The organism is Methylobacterium sp. NPDC080182, from assembly GCF_050281105.1.
Classification (GTDB): domain Bacteria; phylum Pseudomonadota; class Alphaproteobacteria; order Rhizobiales; family Beijerinckiaceae; genus Methylobacterium.
Map to the genome: position 1 here is coordinate 1 of NZ_JBNNWO010000017.1, position 18,161 is coordinate 18,161.

The 18,161-nt window shown below is 65.5% G+C and carries 18 protein-coding genes; 10 read left to right on the plus strand and 8 right to left on the minus strand.

What is annotated here, in order from left to right:
- Positions 1-208: 208 nt before the first annotated feature.
- Positions 209-841 carry a tyrosine-type recombinase/integrase gene (locus ACQKQD_RS26020; RefSeq protein ID WP_427509953.1) on the plus strand — a complete coding sequence of 211 codons (633 nt, stop codon included), beginning with the start codon at positions 209-211 and terminating at the stop codon, positions 839-841.
- 281 nt (positions 842-1,122) lie between these two features.
- On the opposite strand, the gene ACQKQD_RS26025 is transcribed toward ACQKQD_RS26020, so the two are convergent.
- From ACQKQD_RS26025 to ACQKQD_RS26050, 6 genes are read right to left on the minus strand one after another with little or no spacing between them, the layout of a single operon-like run.
- On the minus strand, positions 1,123-1,902 hold the full coding sequence (locus ACQKQD_RS26025; RefSeq protein WP_427509954.1) for an enoyl-CoA hydratase/isomerase family protein: 780 nt from the start codon (positions 1,900-1,902) through the stop codon (positions 1,123-1,125).
- Positions 1,903-1,930: 28 nt separating this feature from the next.
- The gene (gene dctP / locus ACQKQD_RS26030; protein ID WP_427509955.1) at positions 1,931-2,950 is read right to left on the minus strand and encodes a TRAP transporter substrate-binding protein DctP; all 1,020 of its coding nucleotides are present in this window, start codon (positions 2,948-2,950) and stop codon (positions 1,931-1,933) included.
- A gap of 39 nt (positions 2,951-2,989) precedes the next feature.
- Entirely contained in the window at positions 2,990-4,345 is a 1,356-nt protein-coding gene (locus ACQKQD_RS26035) for an NAD(P)H-dependent oxidoreductase (RefSeq protein WP_427509956.1), read from the minus strand.
- Positions 4,346-4,364: 19 nt separating this feature from the next.
- The gene (locus ACQKQD_RS26040; RefSeq protein WP_427509957.1) at positions 4,365-5,864 is read right to left on the minus strand and encodes an aldehyde dehydrogenase family protein; all 1,500 of its coding nucleotides are present in this window, start codon (positions 5,862-5,864) and stop codon (positions 4,365-4,367) included.
- Between the two features lie 24 nt (positions 5,865-5,888).
- Complete coding sequence (gene mmsB, locus ACQKQD_RS26045) at positions 5,889-6,818, minus strand: 3-hydroxyisobutyrate dehydrogenase (protein ID WP_427509958.1); 930 nt, start codon at positions 6,816-6,818, stop codon at positions 5,889-5,891.
- Between the two features lie 10 nt (positions 6,819-6,828).
- A complete protein-coding gene (locus ACQKQD_RS26050; RefSeq protein WP_427509959.1) occupies positions 6,829-8,040 on the minus strand; it encodes an ABC transporter substrate-binding protein in 1,212 nt (403 codons plus the stop codon).
- A gap of 144 nt (positions 8,041-8,184) precedes the next feature.
- On the opposite strand from ACQKQD_RS26050, the gene ACQKQD_RS26055 reads away from it, so the two are divergent.
- From ACQKQD_RS26055 to ACQKQD_RS26080, 6 genes are all read left to right on the plus strand, one after another.
- Positions 8,185-9,090: a LysR family transcriptional regulator gene (locus ACQKQD_RS26055; protein WP_427509960.1), complete on the plus strand. Its 906-nt coding sequence runs from the start codon at positions 8,185-8,187 to the stop codon at positions 9,088-9,090.
- A 331-nt stretch (positions 9,091-9,421) separates the two neighbouring features.
- Positions 9,422-10,186 carry a histidine phosphatase family protein gene (locus ACQKQD_RS26060; RefSeq protein ID WP_427509961.1) on the plus strand — a complete coding sequence of 255 codons (765 nt, stop codon included), beginning with the start codon at positions 9,422-9,424 and terminating at the stop codon, positions 10,184-10,186.
- A complete protein-coding gene (locus ACQKQD_RS26065) occupies positions 10,183-11,067 on the plus strand; it encodes an NAD(P)H-hydrate dehydratase (RefSeq protein ID WP_427509962.1) in 885 nt (294 codons plus the stop codon). Before ACQKQD_RS26060 ends, ACQKQD_RS26065 begins: the two co-directional genes overlap by 4 nt.
- Positions 11,068-11,584: 517 nt before the next feature.
- Positions 11,585-11,827, plus strand: coding sequence for a hypothetical protein (locus tag ACQKQD_RS26070; RefSeq protein WP_427509963.1), 243 nt, complete (start codon positions 11,585-11,587; stop codon positions 11,825-11,827).
- Between the two features lie 62 nt (positions 11,828-11,889).
- On the plus strand, positions 11,890-12,372 hold the full coding sequence (locus tag ACQKQD_RS26075) for a hypothetical protein (RefSeq protein WP_427509964.1): 483 nt from the start codon (positions 11,890-11,892) through the stop codon (positions 12,370-12,372).
- A gap of 531 nt (positions 12,373-12,903) precedes the next feature.
- Positions 12,904-13,479 carry a helix-turn-helix transcriptional regulator gene (locus tag ACQKQD_RS26080; RefSeq protein ID WP_427509965.1) on the plus strand — a complete coding sequence of 192 codons (576 nt, stop codon included), beginning with the start codon at positions 12,904-12,906 and terminating at the stop codon, positions 13,477-13,479.
- Positions 13,480-13,493: 14 nt separating this feature from the next.
- Here the strand turns inward: ACQKQD_RS26080 and ACQKQD_RS26085 are convergent, their stop codons facing one another.
- Positions 13,494-13,703 (minus strand): hypothetical protein, encoded by a 210-nt coding sequence (locus tag ACQKQD_RS26085; RefSeq protein WP_427509966.1) that lies wholly within the window; start codon positions 13,701-13,703, stop codon positions 13,494-13,496.
- Between the two features lie 1,180 nt (positions 13,704-14,883).
- Between ACQKQD_RS26085 and ACQKQD_RS26090 the strand changes: the two genes are divergently transcribed.
- The 3 genes from ACQKQD_RS26090 (at position 14,884) to ACQKQD_RS26100 (ending at position 17,365) form a co-directional block, all read left to right on the plus strand.
- Positions 14,884-15,696 carry a class I SAM-dependent methyltransferase gene (locus tag ACQKQD_RS26090; RefSeq protein ID WP_427509967.1) on the plus strand — a complete coding sequence of 271 codons (813 nt, stop codon included), beginning with the start codon at positions 14,884-14,886 and terminating at the stop codon, positions 15,694-15,696.
- 416 nt (positions 15,697-16,112) lie between these two features.
- Positions 16,113-16,664: a sigma-70 family RNA polymerase sigma factor gene (locus ACQKQD_RS26095; RefSeq protein WP_427509968.1), complete on the plus strand. Its 552-nt coding sequence runs from the start codon at positions 16,113-16,115 to the stop codon at positions 16,662-16,664.
- Positions 16,661-17,365: an anti-sigma factor gene (locus ACQKQD_RS26100; RefSeq protein ID WP_427509969.1), complete on the plus strand. Its 705-nt coding sequence runs from the start codon at positions 16,661-16,663 to the stop codon at positions 17,363-17,365. The genes ACQKQD_RS26095 and ACQKQD_RS26100 overlap by 4 nt, the downstream gene beginning before the upstream one ends.
- A 97-nt stretch (positions 17,366-17,462) precedes the next feature.
- On the opposite strand, the gene ACQKQD_RS26105 is transcribed toward ACQKQD_RS26100, so the two are convergent.
- On the minus strand, positions 17,463-18,032 hold the full coding sequence (locus ACQKQD_RS26105) for a fasciclin domain-containing protein (RefSeq protein ID WP_331327043.1): 570 nt from the start codon (positions 18,030-18,032) through the stop codon (positions 17,463-17,465).
- Positions 18,033-18,161 lie beyond the last annotated feature (129 nt).

Below are 18,161 nucleotides of genomic sequence, written 5' to 3' on the forward strand. Positions count from 1 at the left end.
GAGCTTCTCTGTCCGAGCCGAAGTCGCCAGACGACAGGTGAATGGCTGCTTCTGGGATGCACCTACACCTGTCTGTACGGCTGGCATGGGTCGCAAGCCGTAGGACCGCTTCGGGCGCCCAGCGGAACGTCCGCATATGCCAGCTCTCCGCACCTTCGGTTCGGGTCTCTTATCGCCTCGTCGGCATGGGCCGACGAGGAGACAGGCGATGGGACACTCAGCACACGATCCCGCCACGAAAGGGCGACCGGCCTGGAACGCTGGCCGCAAACTCGGCGCCAAGCGCGCCCTAAAGCCTCAGCAGGTTTGGGCCATCCGGTTCTGGCTCGACCGCGAACGGCGCATACGCGACCGGGCTATGTTCGACCTCGCCATCGATAGCAAGCTGCGTGGCTGCGACATCGTCAAGCTCAAGATCAGCGATCTCGTCAGCGGTGGCCGCGTCCGCAGCCGGGCCATCGTCATCCAGCGCAAGACTGGCCGGCCGGTACAGTTCGAAGTGCTCGAACCCGCACGAATCAGCATTCTGGCATGGCTGGAAGCCAGGAGTGGAACGCTCGACGACTATGCCTTCCCGAGCCGGCTCGACGGCGTCACGCACATCAGCACCCGGCAGTATGCACGCTTGGTCGATGAGTGGGTCACGGGCATCGGGTTGCGTAGCGAGGACTATGGCACCCACTCCCTCCACCGCACGAAGGCGTCTCTGATCTATAAGCGGACCGGCAACCTGCGGGCGGTTCAGATCCTGCTCGGCCATACCAAGATCGAGAGCACGGTCAGGTACCTCGGTGTGGACGTCGAGGATGCTCTGACCCTGGCCGAAGGAACTGAGATTTGAGCGTCTGGCCCCTCGACGTCAGTGTCGAGGGGTTTCAGAACCAGCCCGACAGCAGTGCGCCCGTTGCCGCCACTAAACGTGAATTACGACGCTCCCGGAAGCGGACCTGAAAACTTTACCTTCAACTGCCCTTCCGCGCACCGCTCGTTGGGTGAAATCGTCACCGCTCAGCGCACACTGCTGCTGTCTCTCGTTCGAGACACGGCGAGGGAGATGGGGTGCGCATGATCGACTGGAACGCCCGCTGACACTCGCGCGCCTATTGATGATCATTCAGTGGCTCAGCGGACCCGGCGGGCCGCCTTGGCCAGGAACGCCTCGACGCCACGCCTGTATTCCTCGTTCTCTGCGAAGCCGTACACCTCCATCCTCTCCGCGCGCGTCACGGGAGTAGCATCCCGCATTAGCCGTCGGATCTGACGCTTGTGCGACCGGGCCGCCAGGATGCCGCTGGCGCAGATGTTGTCGACCGCTTCAGCGATGGCGCCCTCGAAACCCTCTGCTTCGACGACCCTGGACACCAAGCCCTTCTCATAGGCTGTCCGGGCATCAAAGAGGCGCCCCTCGATCAACAGCTCCGCTGAAACGGATGGCCCGACGAGGCGGAACAGACCTTCGGTCTCGCCCAGCGCCAGCGGGAAGCCCATGCGGCCGACCGGCGCTCCGAAGCTGGCATCCTGCGCGGCGATCCGGAGATCGCAGGCGACCGCGATTTCCAGGCCGACCCCGAAGCACGCGCCCTGGATCGCGGCGATGACCGGAACGGGGCAGTCGGCGATCGCCCCGAGGCATCCGCCGACATACTCCTCGTGAAAGCGGACCACCTGTTCGCGGGTCGCGCGCTCGGCGTGGAATTCGGAGATGTCGGCGCCCGCGGAGAACGCCTCCGTGGTGGCGCCGCGGACGACGATACAGCGCATGGCGTCGTTCCGGGAGAGCGCCCGGACATGCTCCGCGAGATCCTCCCACATCGCGACGGTCAGCGCGTTGCGCCGCGCCGGCTGGCTGATCGTGAGTGTCGCGCGGGAGTCCGTAACCTCCGCGATAATCCGTCCGGTCATGTCGAACCCGCCTATTACGTAGTCCGGCTCAGACCGGAATATCCTGGGAGAGCTTCATCAACTCGGCCGCTTCGGAGCTCTTTCCAGCATAGTCCTTCCAGGTCGAATTGCGGGCAAGCGCCTGCCATTTCTCAAACGAGCCCGCATCGATATCCCGCGCCTGCCCCCCTGCCTTGCGAAAGACCTCAACGACCCTGTCGTCGTCGGCCTTCGAGCCCGCCGTCCCAAATGGCTCCAGTTCGGCGCCAGCAGCCATGATCAGGTCGCGCTCGCCCGGCGCGAGGGAATCGAAGATCGCCTTCGACATAAGCAGGGGTTCGAAGGTGAAGAGGAAGGTGCGGTCGCGCGCCGTGGTCAGGTGCTTGCCCGTCTCCTCCAGGCGGAAGGAGATCATGCTAGTGGACGAGGTGACGACGGCGTCCACCGCCCCTGTCTGCATCGCCGCGTAGATCTCGTTCGAGGGCAGCGGCAGTGTCGCGGCCCCGGCCGCGAGAAGCAGCACATCCATCTCCCGGGAGCCGCCCCGCGTCTTCAGACCCTTCACGTCCTCGGGCACGACGATCGGGTTGGCGCGGGAGACGACGCCGTTCGCCTGCCAGACCCAGGACACGATCACGATCCCTTTCTCGGCCAGGAGCCCGGTTAGCTTGTGCCCAACCGGCGCCGTCTTCCAGGCTGCGCCCTGGGCGTAGGATCCGACGACGCAGGGCATCAACCCGATGTTGAGTTCCGGGATCTGGCCGCCGGCATAGGCGAGCGGGAAGAGGCTCAGGTCGAGGGCGCCCTTTCGGAGCGCGGCAAACTGGGAGTTGGTCTTCATCAGGGACGAGTTCGGATAGACGGTTCCCGTAAGCGCGCCCTCGGAGCGTCGCCGCAGCGCCGCGGCGAACTTCCGGCAGAGCCTGTCGCGGAAATCGCCCTCCTCGTCCGAGCCCCCTGGGAACTGGTGCGAGATCTTCAGGTCGCGCCCGGCCGCCGCCCGCCCTCCCCACCGGATGAGGGCCGGCGCCGCGACGGCGGCGGAGAGCAGGGCGCGGCGCGTCGGCACGGTGGGGTCCTTTCTCGGGGTGAGCGGGCAGACTCCGCCTCAGGTCCGGCGCGGGTCGAAGACGGCTTCCATATCGCGGCGGAGCGTCACGACGGGATCATCCGGTGCGAAGGTGATATCGTCCCAGCGGACGCCTGCGCCCATTGGCACGTCGCGGACCAGCCGCACCTGATGCGCCAGCCCGAGGGGCAGGTAGCCCTCGTCGAGAGAGATCTCCGCCGGGACCTGCCGGCCCCAGACGCAGTAGCCGCCCTCGCCGTCGAGGGTCTCGCCAACCTTGAGGTCGCGTTTGGCGATGGCCGCCACGTCGGCGCTGAAGCAAGTCGGGACGCCGGTCGGCTGATTGAGCAGCGCCGCCCAGGCCGCCGAGATGCCAAGTTCCAGGCCGCTGAAGTGGATGGGCCGGTAGAGCGCCGCATAGCGCCCGCTCGCGTCGGGCAGCATGTGGTACTCGCTAAAACACTCCCGGGTGTAGGTGCTGTCCTCCGCCGCCTCGACCACTACGAAGGTGCCGTGGGCGAGGGCGTGCGGAACGCTCGACCCGTCCCGGGCGAGGGAGGAGACGCATTCCGTCACCCCAGAAAATTCCAGGCTGCCGCCCTCGTCCTTCGGGCGCAGCACATCGGCGAGTTCGAAGCGACTCGCGGGCGGGAAGACGAGGCCTTGCGTTTGCGCCTTGAGGCCGGTCGCGTTGGCGATGGCGGTCATCTCGATCGCCGACTTGGTCCCGTCGACGAAGCTGTTGAACATCTTCGGATTGATCGAGGACCGGTCCTCGATCTCGATCAGTCCCGGCAGGTTGTCGAACACCGTGTCGGGCGTCGACTGGTGGAAGCGCGGCAGATAGCGGGTGCCCTTGCCCGCCGCCACGACTTGGAAGCCGCAGGCGCGGGCCCAGTCGACATGCTCGCAGACGATGGCCGGCTGGTCGCCGTAGGCGAGTGAGTAGACGACGCCCGCCTGCGCGGCCTTCCGGGCGAGCAGCGGCCCCGCCACCACGTCGGCCTCGACGTTGACCATGACGACGTGCTTGCCCGCCGCAATGGCCGCGAGGGCGAGGCGGATGCCCGTGCGCGGATCGCCCGTGGCCTCGATGATCACCTCAATGCCTCCGGCCCGGATCACCGCGTCGGCGTCATCCGTGAGGTAGGTCCGGCCGGTGCGGAGCGCGTCCTCGCAGGAGCGGGCGGCGACCTGCTCCGCCGGCCAGTGGCAGGAGGCGAGCTGACGCGCCGCCCGCGTCACGTCGAGATCGACGACGGCGACGATCTGCATCCCCGGCGTCGTGCGGGCCTGGGCCAGGAACATCGTCCCGTACTTTCCGGCGCCGATCAGGGCGACCGTCACCGGCCGGCCTGCCTCCTGGCGCTCCCGCAGCAAGCGGTAGAGGTTCATCGCAAGTCTCTCTCCGTCGTCACCGGCCGGTCTGGAGCAGCGGAATCACCAGGTTGACGTTCACGCTCTTCGTCTCGGTGAAGCTGTCGAGCATGCCTTCGAGCGACATCTCGCGTCCGATGCCGCTCTCCTTGATGCCGCCATAGGACTGGCCGAGCGCCTGCCCGCCGCCCTGGTTGACCTGCACCCAGCCGGCCTCGACGGCGTGGGCCGCCCGCAGCGCCCGGCCGATGTCCCGGGACCAGATGTAGGCCGCGAGCCCGTAGTGGCTGTCATTGGCCATGCGGATCGCCTCGTCCTCGTCCCGCCAGGGGATCGCCACGAGGACCGGCCCGAAGATCTCCTCCCGGGCGAGGCGCCAGTCGTTCGAGGTGTCGGCGAAGATCGTCGGTACCGCGAAGTAGCCCCGGGTCAGCGGGCCTTCCTTCGGCGGCAGACCGCCGGTGATGAGCCGCGCCTCCGGCCGGCTCAGCCCGTCTGCAACGTAGCCGCAGACCTTGGTGAACTGACGCTCGTTGATGATCGCGCCGACATCGGTCGCCTCGTCGAGGGGGTCGCCGATCTTGAGCGCGGAGGTACGGGCAACCAGCCGGTCGAGGAACGACTCGTAGATGTCCGCATGCAGGAACAGGCGCGAGCCCGCCGTGCAGGACTGGCTCTGCCGGGTGAAGCGCATGGAGGCGACGATGCCGTCGAGCACCCAGTCCTCGTCGGCATCGGGATAGACGATGGACGGGCTCTTGCCGCCGAGTTCGAGGGACACCGGGGCGAGCCGGTCAGCGGCCGCCCGCATGATCGCCTTGCCGACCGTGGTCGAGCCGGTGAAGCTCACCTTCCGCACGAGGGGGTGGGAGGCCAGGGGCTCGCCGCATTCCTGGCCGTAGCCGGTGACGGCGTTGACGACGCCCGGCGGCAGGTGGTCCTGGCAGATCTCGGCGATCATCAGCACCGCCAGCGGCGCGTCCTCCGCGGCCTTCAGCACAATGGTGTTGCCCGCGCAGACCGCCGGCGCGATCTTGAGCGCCGCGAGCTGAGCCGGGGCGTTCCACGGCACGATGGCGCCGACCACCCCGACCGGCTCGCGCCGCGAATAGCTGAGCATGCCCTCGCCGAGGGGGATGGTGAGCCCCTTCAACTCGCCCGCGAGCCCGCCGAAATATTGGAAGGCATCGGCGACCATGCGCGCCTCGCCCCGCGCCTGGGTCCGCAGGGCGTTGCCGGTCTCGCTGGCGATGAGGCGCGCCAGCTCCTCCTGGCGGGCTTCAAGCGCCTCGCCGATGGCGAGCAGCAGCCGCCCGCGGTCACGGGCCGCGACTCTGGACCAGCCGGGGAAGGCCGCTGCGGCGGCATCGACGGCCAGATCGACATCCACCTTCTCGCCCCTCGGGACGTCGCCGAGCGGTTCGCGCCGTCCGGGATTCTCGACCACGATGGTCCGGCCGGAGACGGCGGGCCGCCATTGACCGCCGATCAGCATCTGCTTCGAGAGGATCGCCGGTAGGCGGTGCGGATCTGCCATGGTGTTTCCTTCCGTCGGCCGGGTTCAGGGGCGCGCGGTGACTGCCGGCGCGCCCTCGATCATGCGGATGACGGCGGAGTAATCGAGATCCCCCGAGCCGCTGCCGCAGAACAGGCCGTATAGGGAGGCCGCAAGGGTAACGAGCGGAAGGCTCGACTTCGTATCCATCGCCGCCTGCTCGGCGAGTCGCAGATCCTTGAGCATCAGCTCGGCGGCAAAGCCGTTTCGATACTCGCGGCTCGACGGGACGTTCGGCAGAAGGCCAGGGACCGGGGGGTAATTCACCAGCGCATGGCAGCTCCCCGTCGAGGTCGAGACGATCTCCCGCATCGTCGCGGGCTCGAGCCCGAGGCGCTGGCCCAGCGTGTAAGCCTCCGAGACGGCGATCATCGAGATGCCGGCCAGGAGGTTGTTGCAGACCTTCGCGGCCTGGCCGTTGCCGGCTGACCCGGCGTGGAAGATGTTGCGGCCCATCGCCTGGAAGATCGGCCGTGCCCGGTCGAGATCGCGCGCCTCCCCGCCGACCATGAAGGTGAGCGTGCCGGCCTGTGCCCCCATGACCCCGCCCGAGACGGGGGCATCGAGGACCGGGGTCCCGCGTTCCGCCCCCGCCGCGTGCAGCGCTCGGGCCTCCGCCACGGCGATGGTGGAGCAATCGATGAGCAGGGCGCCATCCGGCAGCCGGGCGAGGGTCCCGCCCGGCCCGGTATGGATCTCCAGAACATGGCGCCCGGTCGGGACCATCGAGATCAGGACGTTCACCTCGGACGCGGTCTCGGCGGCGCTCGGGGCGATCTCCGCTCCAGCTTCCCGCGCTTCCACCCGCGCCGCCTCTGCGACGTCGTAGGCTTGGACCTCGTGTCCCGCCGCCACGAGGTTGCGGAGCATGGGCATGCCCATACGTCCGAGACCGATGAAGCCGATCCGGGTCATTCTCTGCTCCCGTGACGTCACTAAGAATCGACTACTGGGACTTGGCGAAGAGCGGGCAGCCGCCCTCGCTCATGGGCCGGAATGCGACCTCGGCGGGGATCGTCGCCTTGTAGGCGTAATAGTCCCACGGATAACGTGACTCGGCCGGCGCCTTGACCGTGTAGAGGTGCATCGGGTGCATCTTGCGCCCATCCGCGCGGATCGTGCCCTTGCCGAAGAGGGGATCGTCGGTCGGCATCGCCTTCATCGTCGCGACGACCTTCGCGCCGTCGCCGGCCTCGCCCAGGGCTTCCACGGCCTTGAGATAGTGAAGGATCGAGGCGTAGACGCCGGCCTGCACCATCGAGGGCTTCGCTCCCGCGCGCTGCGCCGCGAACCGGTCCGAGAAGGCACGGGTGCCGTCGTTCGTGTCCCAGTAGAACGGCGAGACCAGCGACAGTCCCTGCGCCACTTGCAACCCGATCGCGTGGACGTCGGTGACGTAGATCAGGAGGCCGGCGAGCCGCTGTTTCGAGCCGACGATGCCGAACTCGGCCGCCTGCTTGATGCTGTTGACGGTGTCGCCCCCGGAATTGGCGAGCCCGATTACCTCCGCGCCCGAGGCCTGCGCCTGTAGGAGATAGGAGGAGAAATCCGAGGTGTTGTTGGGCGCCCGGACGCGGCCGACCACCGTGCCGCCGCTTGCCTGCACCATGCGCTCCGTGTCGCGCTCCAGGGCGTGGCCGAAGGCAAAGTCCGCGGTCAGGAAGAACCATGTCTTGCCGCCGGTTTCTACCACCGCCTTGCCGATGCCGTTGGCGAAGGCCCAGGTGTCGTGGGTCCAGTGCACCGTGTTCGGCGTACAGGCCTTGCCGGTGAGGTCCGACACGGCGGGTCCCGAGGCGAGCATGACCTTGTTCTTGTCCCGGACGATCTGGCTTACCGCCAGCGCCGCCGCCGAGTTGGTGACGTCGGCCACGGCATCGACGCTCTGCGTGTCGAACCACTGCCGGGCGATCGTTGCCGCTACGTCCGCCTTGTTGCCGTGGTCGGCCACGAGGATCTCAATCGTCCAGCCCTTCCGGCGCAGCCCTGAGTCCTCGACGGCGAGGTTGGCCGCCGCGACGGATCCCGGCCCACCCATATCGGCGTAGATCGAAGATTGATCGTTGAGGACGCCGATTCTGACGGTCTTCTCCGCCGCCGAGGCGGTGCCGAAGCCGAGCAGGAACGCGGCAGCCGCACGGCAAAGGGCCCGCGCCATCGCACCATCCTCCCTGGTCGCGGTCTGATGCCGCTCTCTTCCCTGCGCCAATCAGGGACTAGCGCGGGATGAAGGGAAAAAAAGCGCACACGCTTCGGCAGGTCTATGCCAATTTTTGCACAACGCACGCTCACGGATTGACAGATGCGCTCGACACACCGGTGGGACGATCTGCAGGCCTTCCTAGCTGTGGCCCGCGCCGGGCGGCTGACGGAAGCGGCCCGTCATATGGGCGTCGAGCACACCACATTGAGCCGACGGATCACGCGGCTGGAGACGGCTCTCGGCACCAAGCTGTTTGATCGGCGGCCGACCGGTTACGGACTGTCGTCGGAGGGCGAGCGCCTGCTGCCGCGGGCCGAGGCGATCGAGCGGGCTGCTCTGGGCATCTGGCTCGATCAGGTCGACCCGGCTATCGGCCTGACGGGATCCGTGCGAATCGGAGCGCCGGAAGCGTTCGGGACCTTCTGCCTCTCGGAGCGGATCAGTGACTTCTCGGCACTGAACCCCGGTCTATCGATCGAGCTCGTCGCGACCCCGCGGGCCTTCAGCCTCTCGAAGCGCGAGGCCGATCTCGCCATCGGTCTCACGCGGCCGGCCACCGGACGTCTCCACGCCCGCAAGCTCGCCGATTACGAACTCGGCCTCTACGGCGCGCCCGCTTACGTCGACCGCTGCGGCCGGCCTGAGGGGAAGTCCGACCTGCACCAGCACCGGTTCATTGGCTACATCGACGAACTCGTCTTCTCGCCGGAACTCGATTACTTTACCGAGGCCCTGCCCGGCCTGCAGCCGTCCATTCGCATCTCGAACGTCATCACGCAGATGACGGCCGCCAAGAGCGGGGCTGGCCTCTGCATCCTGCCTTGCTTCATGGCTGACCGGCACTCGGACCTTGTTCGCCTTCTCCCGGAAAGTGTTCGCATCACCCGCACGTATTGGTTGCTGACGCATGCGGACATGGCGCATCTCAACCGAATCAAGACTACCGCAGAGTTCATAGTCTCAGCTGCGCGCGCCGCACGCCCAGCCTTTCTTCCGCATCGATGATAGAATAAAAATTGGCGTCTGCTTTTTCGTCGGATCGCCTCCGCAGCGGACCGGCCGTTTTCGGCCAGCTTTAGTCTCGTCAGTAGGCCCGTTGAGATGACTGGGGTGAGTGGTTTTGATAAGGTCTGGTTACGGCCGGAGATGCCGTAAAGCCGACATGCGGCGCTCGAAACGAGATGGCTGGATGTGATCTGTCAGCCTATGGGCGCGGCCGGCGGGAGGCCAACACCCAAAAGGCCGGTTCAACTACGTCATCTTCCCCGCAAGCTCGTTACCCCGAACCGGCAGGCGCAACCGGCGTTAGCGCACGCGACGGAAGGACGAACGACCCATGCAGCAGCGCTGGCCGAGCCGGTTGTGGATCGTGCGGCACGGCGAGAGCGCCGGCAATGTCGCGGCCGATGCCGCCCACGGCGCGAGGTTGGCGCGGATCGACATCGCCGAAAGGGACGTCGATGTGCCGCTCAGCGCACGCGGCGAGCAGCAGGCAGATGCTGTCGGCCGCTGGTTCGCGGACTTTCCGGCGGCCGAGCGCCCGGGCACGGTGCTGACCTCGCCCTACCTTCGGGCCAAACAAACCGCCGACCGCATCCGCGCAACCGGTGGCTTGGCGCAGGATGCGCCGGATCCGCTCGTCGATGAGCGGCTGCGCGAGAAAGAGCTTGGCATCCTCGACCGGCTGACGCGGACCGGCGTCGAGGAGCTGCATCCCGAGCAGGCCGAGATGCGTCGGCGCTTGGGCAAGTTCTACCACCGCCCGCCTTCCGGCGAGAGTTGGTGCGACGTCATCCTGCGTCTCAGGAGCGCCCTGGACACGATCTCGCTGCACCATGGCGAGAGACGGGTCCTCATCGTCGCACATCAGGTCGTGGTGCTGTGCCTGCGCTACCTGATCGAAGAGATGTCTGAAGCAGAGATCCTAGCCATCGACGCCGCTGGCGACGTCGCCAATTGCTCCGTTACTGAGTACGTTTTCCGGCCCGTCGAAAGCACCACAGGCAAGCTCGCGCTGGAGCGCTACAACTTCGTCGCGCCCGTGGCCGAGGCCGGTGCTCCGGTCACCGCCGACCCCGACGCGGAAGAGGCCGCCAGATGACGCATGAGACCCTCACGGCGGACAGCCTGAAGGCATACCCGCTTCCCGTGCCGCATGAGGGGAGCAAGGACGAGCGCGGGAGCGCGCTGGTGCTCGCGGGTGCGGCGTCCGTACCGGGCGCCGCCCTGCTCGCCGGGGTCGCGACCTTGCGTGCCGGGGCGGGCAAGCTGAAGATCGCGACGGTACAAAGCGCGGCTCTTAACATGGGATTGGCCGTGCCCGAGGCGATGGTCGTCGGCCTGCCCGAGACCTCGGCGGGCGACGTGGACGCCGAACGTTCGGCGGAATGCCTGTTCAAGGTGACGAAGGGCTGCGACGCCTTGCTGGTCGGGCCGGGGCTGATCGAGGACGGCCCGACGACCGCGCTAGCAATGCGGCTGCTGAAGGCGCTGCCTGAGGCGTCTTTCATCCTCGACGCGGCCGCGGTCTGCGGACTCGCCGAACATGCCGCCGACGTCCGCCGGCATGGGGGCCGGGTGGTGATCACACCGCATGCCGGCGAGATGGCCCAGCTCATGGATCGGAGCCGGGAGGCGGTGGAGGCGGACCCACTCGATGCGGCGCTCGCGGCTGCCGACCTCCTCGGGACGGTGGTGGTGATGAAAGGCGCCCAAACCTGGATCGTGGATCCGCGAGGCTCGCGCTGGCTCTACGAAGGCGGCGGTGTCGGATTGGCGACCTCGGGCTCGGGCGACGTCTTGGCCGGCCTCGTCGTCGGCTTGCTCGCGCGCGGGCTGGCGCCGCTGCCCGCGGCCTTGTGGGGCGTGTTCCTGCACGGCGAGGCCGGCAAGCGCTTGGCCGCGTCCGTCGGCCCCGTCGGCTTTCTGGCCCGCGAGCTTTCGCACGAGGTGCCGCGACTGCTGCAAGTCACGGCCGGATAGCACCCTGTGAGGCCTAGTCAGCCCGGCGGAAAACCTCGACGCGGTCCCGAACTCGCCGCACGGACCCAAGCCGCGGCGTAATCGCTCGTTCCAAGCATAGTAGGATGATCGGGCCCCGGGGATCCCCACGAGGCGTCGCCACGTGCGCTGACAAGGGTTTGCCGCGGAGCAAACTTGATGGGATGTCGGGATCAGAGCCGAGCTTGCCCGCTCGCTGCGCCTGATGCTCGGTGGCGAGGGACGCTGACCCTGAGCGGCGTCGGTCGTGAGAGACGTCCGCGGCGCGTCCCATGCCCCTGGCCGTCCGTATGCCAGCAACCTCGTCCGCTGCCGCGTTCTCGCGCGACACCGCGGACGAGGTTGCTGATGGCGGAGAAGCCTAACGGGCAATTCTGAGATGCTGCGCACCTGGAAGTTCGCGGCTTTCATCCGAATGAGGTATTAACAACCTCATAACCCTGGCCCAGAGTGCCCGAATGTTGTAATTCTCCGAATTTTCGAATTAAGGTTCGCACGCATGGCAGTGCTCGCATCAAAAAAACCGGCGCTCATCGACGGCTACGCGGGTCGTCGTGCGACCGCGGTCGCCAATGCAAAATGGTTTCATGCGATGGCGTGGCGTGCCTTGCGCGACGGTGCCCCGAAAGGAGAGCTTCGTGCGGCGAATGCGCGAGCTGCATCCCGCATCGTTATTCGACAGGCCAAGCGAGATGTATTGATCAGCCGCATGGCTCACGAAGCACTCGCCGCAGATCTGTAGCAACGTCTTGCGCCCGTTGCGTCCCTTGCGTCTGCGCCCGATCCCGGTTCCGGAGTACGCACATGCTGCAGCACCCTGTTCCTTACCGCCACCCGGATGGATCCGTCCACTACACCCACTGCGATGGCGAGTACGACGCAAGGCTCGACGCGGGAGCCCAGGTCTGCATCGCAGGGCCCGAGCGGCGCAGGCACGGAAGGCTGCGTCTGTTCGGACTCTCCTTCGGCATCGCTACCGCCGCATTCTGGGGCGTGATGCTCCTCTCGCCGCCTTCGACGCATGCGCGCAACACGCCGGCGCGCCTCATCCGGTGTTTGACAGCGGCGGGCGAGGTCACTCCCTGGTTCGAGCGCGAGATCCGGCGCCGAGCCAATCTCGGCAACGCAGCTTTCGAGCGCGGCGGTTTCAAATTGATGCTGCTCGATTATCAATTCGCTCAGGGGCAGTGCGCGGCCGGCCGCGTCGACGCCGCCGTCCAGAGCTACCGTCGACTGACAAAACGGGTGGCCGCACTGTCCCAGCGGGATGAACCGGACGAGCGCTGAGGAGGCCTTTCGCAAACTCGACTACGAGCCGCATTTGAACCTGCGTGGGACGCCGTTCGTCACGACGAGCACGCAGGAGCAGCCTGACTGCATACCAGCAGCGCGGCGGACCAGTATCAACGTCTGCCTGGTCAGCACGCTCCGTACTGCCGACCTGCTCGGCATGAGCAGATCCCTTTGCGCAAATCCGACCGCGCCGCAGTCTGAGCCAGAAAGCATCACTTCATCTTAGACCCGGTATCGCGCCGACGGTCCTTTGGGCTTAGGGGTCTCCGAACAGGCCGCCGAAAATTTTCCTCCTGAACAGGGGGGGCCACCATCCCTGCCGATCACAAGTGCAATCGAGTACCGACCTTCTTGGCTCGGGCGGCGCACCGGGCTCCATGAATGGGACGCACGATTCGGTAATGTCGTGCCGACACTGCACAGTTTACCCTATTTGGGGGATGCAGATTGTATTCACTCGTCATGTACTCGATTTCGATCATCCTCAAGTGACGGCGGGGAGAGGCGAGCGGGAAGCGACCGACGATGCTGGTGGGTATGCCCCTACTGCGCGTGTTCGACCGCATGGGCTGCGGCGGCATCATCCTGTCCACCACCGGTCAAATCCTGGCGACAAACTCCGGCGCCCGGCTCATCCTGCAGCAGATGTTCGAGTTGGATGAAGCCGCGGCTGCCGACCTGAACGGCTCCGGGCGCGAGATCGTCAAGCAGCTACTCTGCCATGGCCGAACCCGCATCTGCCTTGAGAGCGAGAACTGGATCCTTATCGAGCGCGACGGTCGGCGGCCGCTGATCATGAACTGTGTGCCGGTGCCGGTGCTCAGCGAGGACGGCCCGCACTCGGTACTGCTCCTGATCGACCTAGACGCGACTCCGCTGCCCGGCACAAGCTGCCTGGAGCAGATCTTCGGTCTGACACCGGCCGAAGCGCGGCTGACGCTGCTCCTTGTAGGGGGCAAGACGCTCGACGAAATCGCGCAGAAGCTGCACGTAAGCATTGCCACGGTGCGGACACAGCTCAAGGCCGTGTTCGAGAAGACACGCACGCATCGGCAAGCCGAGCTGGTGGTGCTGGTCTCACGCTTGGCCGCGCTACCCTAAGTCCTGGCTGGGATCTACTCCGAGAAGCGCTCCTGAACCCAATCGGCGGCTGCCGATAGTGTGTCGAAGAACATTGCCTCGTGATCGCAGGGACCGAAGCCCGCCTGCATGAACCATCCCTGCTCTGTCGGCAGGAGGACCGCAGCTAGGCATTGATCGGCGAAGACGAGGTGTGCCTCCTCAGACGCCTTGCGCGTTGCGGCGTAGACTTCCGAGAAGCTCACCGTAACGGATCTCTGAGCATCCAAGCGACGCCCCCGCTCACCGATCGGATCCGGTATATCTGCATCCGTGTCAGGCTTAGCGCAAGCTACCCTCGGCGAGACATATTGGCATCCCCCATTTAGGGCACAATTTGTTTCTTATTTTTGCTTTGCAGGCCGAAGCGCTGACGAAAGAATGGACGGATCACATGCAAATTGGCGGGCACTTATTTCGTAGCAATCCGACAGGCCCAATGTGCGTTCGACGGAATCATCATTCGATCAAAACGATAAGCTGCGCGAGCTGATGGTGGCCATGAGCATCGAGTGCGGTGCTGGGCGCCAAGAAGCCGAGCGATTGCAGGCTGCATGTCAGAGTGTCCTGCATTGTTTGGTAGGAGCCTGCCCGCGTTGGCCAATATAGAGCCAGTGCGCGAGTCTGCCGGTCTTCAATCCGATGCGATGATATGCTGTTCGAAGATCGCGCAGACAATTGGAGATATCCTCTGGATTAGTACCGATCTGCGATTTCGCGGCGGTATTCGTTTTTTTTATCTATCCCGCAGATCTGTGCTAACCTCATAGATATGTCCAGGCCAACATTGTGACGAGTCATTTTCGGCAACCGTGCTAGCACGATCTGCCATATCCGAAATAGAACCAGCAAATACGCAACGCCGACGGAATGCATCGGCACGTTTCAATAAAATAATGTCGACTCCGATTTCGCACAATGTCTGTTATAAATTTTATGATCATCGCTATTGTCCAAATAGGTACTTATAGGTCAGCATCGTCACCTCGTTCCTGCGGATATAAATCGAAGAGACGCTGGCAAAACATTATCTGGATTCACCGACCAAAGCCAGCATCTATGAGCCCGCGTAACGCCACGCGACTGAGGTTGCTCATCTTGATCGCGCTCATGCGATTGGGTCATTCTCCATCCCAAGCTCCGATTACGAGATCGGAAAGCAGTCGATCTGGGAATGCGTTGGCGCTGTCAGAGCGGCGCTATGTGGCGAATGCAGAATGACCGGACATGATGAGTCTTTCGCGGTCTGCTTTCGAACCAAAGATCGAACAAGCTGCCGCCGCTTCGGCAACCGTTTCGACAAATCAACGTCCTCTCTAAGATTGGCTTGAAAAATTTAAACAACATCAGCGTTTCCCGAGGTCTTCAGCAGGTGGGAGAGCTAAAATGACGGTGGCGGACAAAGCCTTCACAGGATCAATCTCCGATTTGTACGACCGTTATCTCGTTCCGCTGATCTTCGAGTACTACGCCCATGATCTAGTCGCGGAGGTAAGCCGGTTGGAGCCCGACAGCGTCTTGGAAACCGCAGCGGGCACGGGCATCGTTACACGAGCGCTTGCGACAGTCCTGCCTGCCGCGACCCGACTGGTGGCTACCGACCTAAGCACGGCCATGCTCGACGTCGCACGTACGCACGTCTCTCGCGACAGCCCCGTCGAATGGCGACAGGCCGACGCCTTGGCGCTGCCTTTCGCCAATGAGACGTTTGACGCGGTGATTTGCCAGTTTGGGATCATGTTTTTCCCTGATAAGCAACAAGCGTTCAGAGAGGCTTGGCGCGTTCTCAGGCCCTCGGGCCACTATCTGTTCAGTGTATGGGACGAAATCGGTGCGAACGAGATCCCCGACGCCGTCACGCGAGCTCTCGCCGAAATATTTCCTGACGACCCTCCCAGGTTTCTCGCGCGCACGCCGCACGGGTACTGCGACACTGCTCATATCATCGAAGTTCTGAAGGCCGCCGGCTTTGCCGATGTGACACTTAAGACGGTGGAGCACGTCAGCAGGTGCGAAAAGCCTCTTGAGCCAGCCTTGGCCTTCTGTCAGGGCACACCCTTGCGAAGCGAGATCGAAGCGCGGGACGCTGGTCGTCTTGAAGAGGTGACCCAGCGAGTTGCGGAGGCGTTGACAGAGCGCTTCGGGGAGGGCCCGATTGAGGGCCGGATACGCGCGATCATGTTCTGCGCAACCCGATGAAGGGCTGTTCCCTTGCCCAGGACCGAAGTTGCCGGACGGCCGATGAATGGCCGCTTTCAAGTTGCCTGAATCACTCCGGGACGCCCAACATGGGTCGGTAGGAGGTTGTACGCTTTTCCTGCGGTCAGCCTCCGAAGCTGCCATTCCGCTTTCGGCCATGTCCTGCCGGCGCCAGTAGCCCACGGAGTGTCTCAGATGGGTGGTTTCCTGCCTGTCCGCTTCCGGACGAGAATGCAGGACAACGGCCATCGCCCCGCTCGCACGCAACTTTTCTGTGACTTCAGAAGCGTTCGCTTTGCGGTGGTCTCAACGGGCTTATCGCCCGTGAGGTATCGTCACGGTTAGGCAGCTTGAGCTAAAGCTGCATCCGGGTGGGCGTCCGATAGAAGGTGCCTCGGAGTTTGTGGGGAGCCATTTTGGCCGACGACGCCACGCTGGGTCGACTGCTTGCCGACATCGCCCGGGGGGAGGCAGATCGACTGGCCGAACTCTACGATCTCACGAGCCCGAAACTTTACGGCCTGATCCTGCGTATCCAGCGTGACCGAGGCTTGGCCGAGGACGTGCTTCAGGACGTCTACATGCGCATCTGGCAGGCCGCGGGCTCCTACAGGCCCGAGGTAGGGCCGCCGCTGCCGTGGCTCTGCTCCATCGCCCGCAATCGCGCCATCGACAGCGTACGGCGGACGGTCGAGCATCAGGGCCCGGACCTGGATGACGGCGAGGATTGGGTGGCGCGGCTGATGGACCCGCATGACGAGGCGGCAGAGTTTATGGACCGTGAGGCCCTTCTGGCCTGCCTGAGCCGGCTCGACCCCGCACACCGCGACTGCGTCGTGCTCGCCTACTGCGAGGGTCTCTCGCGGGAGGAACTGTCCGCGCGCTTCGACCGGCCGGTCAATACGATCAAGACTTGGTTGCACCGGTCGCTTGCGGGCCTCAAGAACTGCCTGGAGGCCGTCTCGTGAGCGGCAGCGACCAGCCCGGCACGGACCCGGCACCCGAGCAGGATATGCGCGCGGCCGAGTACGCACTCGGAACACTCGACGCGCAGGAGCGGGCGGCGCTGGAGCGTGAAGCGAGCCGGGATCCCGGCACGGCCAGCCGCATCCGCGAGTGGGAGCGGCGGCTGGCGCCATTGACGGGCGCCGTGCCGCCCGTGAAGCCGCCATCGCGGGTCCGCGAGGCGTTGCTGCGCGCGCTGCCTGGCGTGACCGGCCAAGTGCGAGGCGAACTTCGGCTTCTGCGGCGTCAGGTGAGACGCTGGCAGGTCGCGGCGGCGGGATCAGGCCTGCTCGCCGCGGGCCTCGCACTGTTCATGGCGGTCGGTCCGTCACGAAGCCCGGGGGGCGGACGCTATCTGGCGGTCGTGCAGGGGGACGGCGCGCTGCCGGCGCTGATCGTGCGCGTCGATACCCAGACCGGCCTCGCACAGGTCAGACCGGTCGGCGCTGATGCGCCCGCGGGGCGGAGCCTGGAGTTGTGGTACGTAGGTGCCGGTGGCGCGAAGCCTCTCGGTCTCGTTGGAGCGGCACCAAGTCAGGTGAAGCTACCGCAGGGTGCGGCACCGGACGGGGTGATCGCCGTCTCGGTCGAGCCACCCGGAGGCTCGCCCAGCGGTCAACCCACGGGCCCGGTGATCTACACCGGCAAGCTGATCGCCGAATGACCGGCCGCGGCGGGTATGCCTGCTGGCGCTCGCCTAATCCGAAAGGCCACACACACCGCCGAGGCCCGCAGCCCTCGCGAACTGCGGGCACCGCGCCTTACGGCATCAGCACAGCGTTGATGACGTGAATGACGCCGTTCGACTGCATGACGTTCGGGATGGTCACCGTCGCGGTGTTGCCCTTCTGATCGGTGACGAGGACCTTCTTGCCCTGCACCTCGACGGCGAGCGGCTCGCCCTCGACGGTGGTCAGCACGCCCTGTCCGCCGCCCTTCTTGGCCAGCGCCATCAGGTCCTTGGCGGTGTAGACGCCCGGGACCACGTGGTAGGTCAGGATCTTCGTCAACGTCGCCTTATTCTGCGGCTGCACAAGGCTCTCCACCGTGCCCGGCGGCAGCTTGGCGAAGGCGGCGTTGGTCGGCGCAAACACCGTGAACGGGCCCGGGCCGTTCAGCGTGTCGACGAGGCCGGCGGCCTTCACGGCAGCGACCAGCGTGGTGTGATCCTTCGAGTTGACCGCGTTCTCGACGATGGTCTTCTGGGCGTACATCGGCGCGCCGCCGACCATCGGGTTCTTGGCGAAGGCAGCGCCGCTGGCGCCGAGGCTGAGCGCGAGGGTCAGGGCGAATGCCTTGGCCGTGCGGCGTCCGGTGTTCGTGGTGAGCATCGTTTTTCCTTCCGTCCGAACCCCTTTGGATGGGGTAACGGAGGCCCCTACGGAGCCATCGAACAGAAAGTTTCGCCGGATGCGTAAGAACTCCTGGGAGGCGATCGCTTCTGCGTCTGGGGATAGGCG